We start from the raw sequence: 6,114 nt of genomic DNA on the forward strand, positions 1-6,114 counted from the left end.
GACACCGACCAGCCCGACCCCACCCCGATCGCCGCATAACATCAGACTGGATCCCGCGATGGCCGTCTCTTACACCATCCGCGCGGACGTGACCCGGCGAGCTGGCGGCGGCCGCGGGGTTGCCGTTAGTGTGCCTCCGGCGGTGGCGCTCCGGCTCCAGATTGGTTGAAGATTGTCGGCAGCCGCCGGTCCGGGGCGGTTGCGGTAGGCCATCCCGCCTGCCACCGACCCGGCTGCGTTAAGAAGCGGCCCTGGCCCACCTCTGCTGTGCGGCACCCATCCCCGCCAGCTCCGGACGAATGCGCCGCCACCGCGGAGGCGACCGTGGCGGCAACCACACCCTGCAGCCGTCACCCCTTGACCTCCATAGGAGCATTGGGCTACACGAGTGGTGGCCTGGTTCGCTACCACTGCCTTTGGTGATCCGTCCCCCGGTCGCCATCTGTTCTGGCTAACCTCGCGGCTGGTCTACCTTCGAGAACTACATTCGGGAGACACACCCGATAGCCGCGGCGCATGACGCTGGCGTCAGCCCTCGGCTGCCGGTAGGTTGCCGTGCGTGACGAGTGTCGATGATCAGGTTGGCGAGGGCGGAACCGTCGAGACTGATGGACAAGGGCGAATGAGCCATCTTGCCGTCCCTGATCCGATCATCCTCGTCCTAGCCAGTGGCTCTACGCCTGCTGCCGTGAGCAACGCCCGTGGTCACCTTTTCGAGCGTTTCGTGGCGCATCTACTCCACCTCTACGGTTATGGGCAGCCGACTACCGAAAAACTGAATGAAACCGCCGACGGCATTGAGATCGATGTGGCGGCGACCCATCAGCTTACACAGCAACCGGCGATAGCAGAATGCAAGGCATATAGCACTCCGGTTGCCGCAGCCCATCTCGGCACCTTCCATAGCAAGCTTGTGGTTCGGCGCTACGACGACGACCGAACGCATGGCTTTTTTGTAGCGATTCCTCGACTTACCGGCCAGGGCAAAGAAAAGGGCGAGCTAATTAGCCGCCACGACCGGGCGTTCACGGTTTTGACGGCGGCATCGATTTCGAAGGCGCTACGCGAGAGGGGTGAGATTGTCGACTGCCCGATTGCTGGAGCGATTACAAGTGATCCAGCCGTGGTAGTGACAGATGATGGTGTCTTTTCCGCATGCTTGGAGCTTGAGCCATTGTCCAGGAACCCGACACGGCTGCTAGTTTGGTCGACAGGGGTTCCGGTCCCTACGGCAGTACTTGAGCTGGTCTCAGCGCATCCTTTCAGTCAGGGCGCACCTGCATTCGATGCGCGAAACCTGGCGACAGCCTTAGCTCCTAGTGCTCAGCCATCTTCAGAATCACCCTTCATTGCCACGGTGGCCGGAAGTCGCTCCGACTTCGAGTATCAACTTCCCGCAGCGCCCAAGTATTTCGTGGGGCGGCGCAATATTGTCAACACCCTTAGCGGTGCTCTGAAGTCGCGCCCCGGTGTCGTGGTCTTGAACGCGAAGTCCGGATGGGGTAAAAGCTCCCTCGCGCTTCGCATGCAGCGACTTGCACAGGACCAGGGCGGCTATGCGATTGTCGTAGATACGCGAACGGCCGGTTCGCGAAGGTATGTGACCAGCGTCCTTCGGCGTGCTGCGACGGAAGCTGAGGCGAAGGGAGTCCTCAGGCTTCAGGCTGACGCCTCTTGGGGCAGCCTTGCGAGCGCAATGAGGACTCTTGCGCAGGCTCACTGGTTTGCCCCTACGCCCATCGTCGTGTTTTTCGATCAATTTGAGAATGTCTTCCGAGACGAGGAGCTAACGCGAGAATTCCGCGATCTAGCCCTAGCCGCGCGAGAGCTATCTGATCGGTTGCTGGTGGGATTTGCGTGGAAAACCGATCACGTTGGATGGATCGAAAGCTTCCCCTACAGCTTGCGGGACGAGATCCGCGCGGGCGCCCTTGTCGTGCCGATTTCTCCTCTCGGCGCCGCCGAAGTAGACACGCTACTGCGTAGGCTTGAGGCTGCGGCCGGTCAATCTTTGGCGAAGGATCTGCGCCAGCGCCTTCGCGAGTACAGTCAGGGCCTTCCTTGGCTGTTCAAAAAGTTGGCAGGACACCTTCTAGCCGAACTGAGCGGTGGAGCGACGCAGGAGTGGCTAGCCAGCGAGGGCCTTAACGTGCAGAGCCTCTTCGACGCCGACTTGGCAGAAATTAGCCCTGCAGAGCAGGAAGCGCTGCGGCATATCGCTCGATACGCGCCCATCGCGATCAGTGAGGTCGAAGAAAGAATTGCTGGAAATGTGGTCCAATCCCTGGTGCATCGGCGGCTCGTCGTTCAAGTTGGCGAGAAGCTGGACACTTATTGGGACATCTTCCGCGACTATCTAAACACAGGCCGCATTCCAGTCGAGGATTCGTATATCTTGCGGCAAACGCCCTTATCTGTTGCGCGACTGCTTCATGAAGTCGCGATGGACGGCGGAGATGGGAGTATCCCCGAAATTGCGGCGAGACTTGGCACTAGCGAAAACGCGCTGTTCAACCTCAGTAGAGAATTGAGGCTGCTGGGGGCCACCGCCTTCGAGCCCAGCCAGGTCCGAATTATCGACTCCATTTGGAATACCGCAGACCGGGAACGGGCACTTCGCCGCCAGGTGGCGGCCTCACTCCGCCGTCATCGCGCATATTCGACATTTCTTGTCCTAGCCGAGCGCGTCGGCAGGGTGACGGTTGCCGTGTTCGCTCGGGAACTGCCTGCCGCCTTCCCCGCCGTCGATGTAAAGGAGGCGACGTGGCAAGCGTATGCTCGCGCTTTTATGCTTTGGTTCCAGTACGCCGGCTTGGCCGTTCAGGAATCTCAAGTCTGGACGCCCGCGCCTGAAGGTGCCGACGGCCTAGGGCAATTACTAGGAGGCCGCAACGCCCGGCAAATAAAGGGAGGCTTCCCGCACGACACGCCGGGCCCATCGCTCGAAATGTTGCGCGCCATAGCGAGTGCTCCCGGCGGTCGAATCAAGCCGGAGGGTTCAAAAGCATCGCGACGAGCTATTCGACAGTTGGTTGTCGTCGGTGCCGTAGAGGAGTTGCGTGACGGGTTTGTTCACCTGACTCGCGATGACCTTGTCGTAGACGGGCGGGTGCAGGAACGTGTGCTTTATGAGCTATTGCTCGGTGTCCCAGGTTTAAGGCGGGCTGTTCAGCTGCTGGATGAGAATCCAAACGCAAGTTCTGCAGAGGTTGGCCTCGCACTCCAAAAGGAGATGCGTCCCGACTGGAGCGAAGCAACCATGGTAACTGCCGGCAAAAACATGCGTGCCTGGGCCAGAGCAGCCGGAATGGCCCTAAGTGGGGTGCCGCGGCCTAGGTCGGGATGGGGCGGACAGGGGCACAGTCAACCCGAGACGTTGTGGCCAGAATGAATGACCGGCTGGCCCTTGCAAGGGTCACGGCGGCCCGCGGGCCGAGCCGTCGGCCGCTGGGTCGGTGCCGAACTCCGGTCGGTATGGATCCAACATCAAATACGCGCTCATCGACGCGCGAACGAAAGTAAAGTCAACTACCGGGAAATTGCACCGAGACTGTGGCGTCGATGTCGAGATGTTCTCGGAGAAGCTCCAAGAGCGTCGGACCATCGATGAGCGCAACGGGTTTCCCTTGAGAAAACTCCCGCGAACTCGCCCCGAACCAACTGGTCGTGAAAAAGAGCCCGTCGTCGGCGCCTTCGTGAAGCATGCTGGCATAAAATGCCCGTACAGCTTCCGATCCGACTACCCTGTGATAACGCTTAACCTCCACCACCGTGCGGCGAGCGACAGTCGATTGCCGGCTCGCAGCCATGATGTCGAATCCTCGATCGGGCCGAATCTCCGCAGGGTCTACGTCATATCCCATTGCGTCGAGTAAGAGTCGGATCAGCTGCTCGAACTCGAAGAGCGAAAGCTCAAGAAGATCGGCCTTTTCGTTCGGATGCTCCCTAGATTCGCCCCTTAGGAACTTCAGAACCTCAGACATTTGAATTTCGGCCTCAGAGGTTCTGACTCGCTGGACCGTATCCTCGGAAATGTCCTCGGGCATGACTTTGGATGCCGCGTCGAGGAAATCGGAGAAGGTCAAGAGTGCCAAATGACACCCAGCCTCCTGGCGAAGTTCCTGTTTCAGTTCGGGCCGAGGGCCGACCGGTCGCCCCTTCTTGTCGATCGCCCACCAGTCCTCTTTCGCCTCATTTGTGACGAACGTGATGAGCTTCGCGTTCGGGAGAGCGGATGCGTAGTCCATTACCTGACGCCAGAGGATGTAGTCGCCTGCTGCCCTGTAGTTGGTCGCCTTACGAGGGGCGTCGGCATATCCAGGAGGCATTAGGTTCGGGTACCTAAACTCGATCGCTTCTGTAATATGCTGCTTCAATTCGCCCTGGCCGTACGGTGGACCAACTCTGCCGCGCGTTATTTCCTCTAGCTCATCAAGAACCGGATCGTTGGCGATGACATCGCCCGGAGCTAAGTCATGCTCGGCTACGAGCGCGTCTAGCTCCGCGAGGGCTGGATCCATCACGCCCTCCAGCCGACGCTTAAGAGAAGCCCCGTCTAGACCCCCTGCTTCGGGATTCCAATCTCTTTCTGTCATGATCGCATGGCGAAACGAATCGAACTTCCCAACTGCCGCCTGCAATCCCGAGAGCGCATCCGAAGCTGCATCCCGTAGGAGTTGCCTCGTTGCTCTGAATTGGGATTGCCGGGACGTTACCACGTCAATGCGAATGCGATGGAACTCCAAGGCTGCCTGATGCGGCACCCACAATCGCTCTTGCAGCCTCCTGAGGACCGAAAGGCTTTGTTTCCTGGCATTCGGTGTCACCCTGTATAGATGCAGAAGGGCGTTCGCGTCCAGCACGATTAGCCCTTCCCTCAAGAATGACGCAGGGTCAACCTCGGGTGACCACCAGGCTTCGAAGCAGCCAGCGAGGCCGACGCGGCTGTACACGCTAGGGGGCTGGTCGGTAGTCACGAATGGGAATCTACTGCCACCGCCTAGATGATGCGAGAGGTCAGAGCCGGAGCCGGCTTCTTGCGCGTCAACGGGGACGAGGTCTGGGCCGTCGAAGGCGGACCAGCGGTGACCCCAAGCTGGCCGGTGGCAGTTCAACGCCAAGCGTCAGTTCGGGCCGTCTCTGGGCGGTCGGGGCCGTCGCGGGGCGTCAGATGCCGACCAAAGCTGCCCAACGTCCGCTATTGCCGAAACACTCTCTTTTAGATCAAGGCGGCCCGCAAGCGGGCCGCGTCGGCACGGCCTCGGCCTGCTGGCGGCGCAAGCGCCGGCATCGGCCGGGCCGGCCGACCATGCCAGGGACGACCAGAACCTCAAGAGACCTCGGGACTCTGCCCCGAACCCCGGCCGCTCAATGGTCAGCCCTGGATCCCCTCCTCGGACACCACACGGGCTATCAGGCTCTCCGGAAGGTCTGCGACTGCCCGACGAGGAGATTCTTACTTCCGGCGAACGTGCCGCCTCAGCACGTTGCGTCTTGGCCGACTAGATCCCCTCAGCGGCTTGCTGGGCTTCCGCTTGCGCTGCACGGGACCCGCAGCAGTCGCCGTCGCTCCGAGGAAAATGCCGATGAGTCCCGCAGGGCTACTGAGATAGTCGTTGATCTTCTCTAGCGCCTTCGGGTTGTTCGCCCCGATGGTCCCAGCAATCACCATGAGGAGAACGGACAAGGCAACGAGGGGACCGAATCGCTCAAGGGTCTTGGCCGAGGGATCGAGCCGGCGAGCCAGGAGCGCGAAGCACCCCAGGAGATATCGGACCGTCAGGAGAGCTGTCCGCGCCGAGTTGTCGCCCATGGCCGCTGCCTCTTCGGTACCGGCGAGCCAGTCCCCCGGGTTTTTCAAGAGGTCAGCGGCTTGATCACCCAGGATCCCCGCAGCATCAACCGATGCGAAGAAGGCGGCGCTCTCGTACAGCTGTGCCTCATCCATCGCTTGCAACGAGCGAGTAAGCCGCATCATCGCCTCGGACGGCGCGGTCAACTCCGCCAGGCGCCGCATCATCGCCTCGGACGGCGCGGTCAACTCCGCCAGGCGCCGCGCCATCGCCTCGGACGGCGCGGTCAACTCCGCCAGGCGCCGCGCCATCGCCTCGGAAC

3 protein-coding genes are annotated in these 6,114 nt (G+C 61.0%); 1 reads left to right on the plus strand and 2 read right to left on the minus strand.

Features of this window, described 5'->3' with window-relative positions; genetic code table 11:
- Positions 1–559 precede the first annotated feature (559 nt).
- Positions 560–3,391: an nSTAND1 domain-containing NTPase gene (locus ACZ6O2_RS32840; protein WP_466025680.1), complete on the plus strand. Its 2,832-nt coding sequence runs from the start codon at positions 560–562 to the stop codon at positions 3,389–3,391.
- 133 nt (positions 3,392–3,524) lie between these two features.
- Here ACZ6O2_RS32840 and ACZ6O2_RS32845 read toward each other — a convergent pair whose 3' ends face one another.
- Together ACZ6O2_RS32845 and ACZ6O2_RS32850 are read right to left on the minus strand one after the other, a co-directional pair.
- Complete coding sequence (locus ACZ6O2_RS32845) at positions 3,525–4,976, minus strand: PIN-like domain-containing protein (RefSeq protein WP_466025681.1); 1,452 nt, start codon at positions 4,974–4,976, stop codon at positions 3,525–3,527.
- A gap of 479 nt (positions 4,977–5,455) precedes the next feature.
- Positions 5,456–6,114, minus strand: a 659-nt coding sequence (locus ACZ6O2_RS32850) for a hypothetical protein (protein ID WP_466025682.1), incomplete at its 5' end; no start/stop codon positions are given.

The sequence above is a fragment of the Micromonospora sp. NPDC048040 genome, assembly GCF_055587185.1.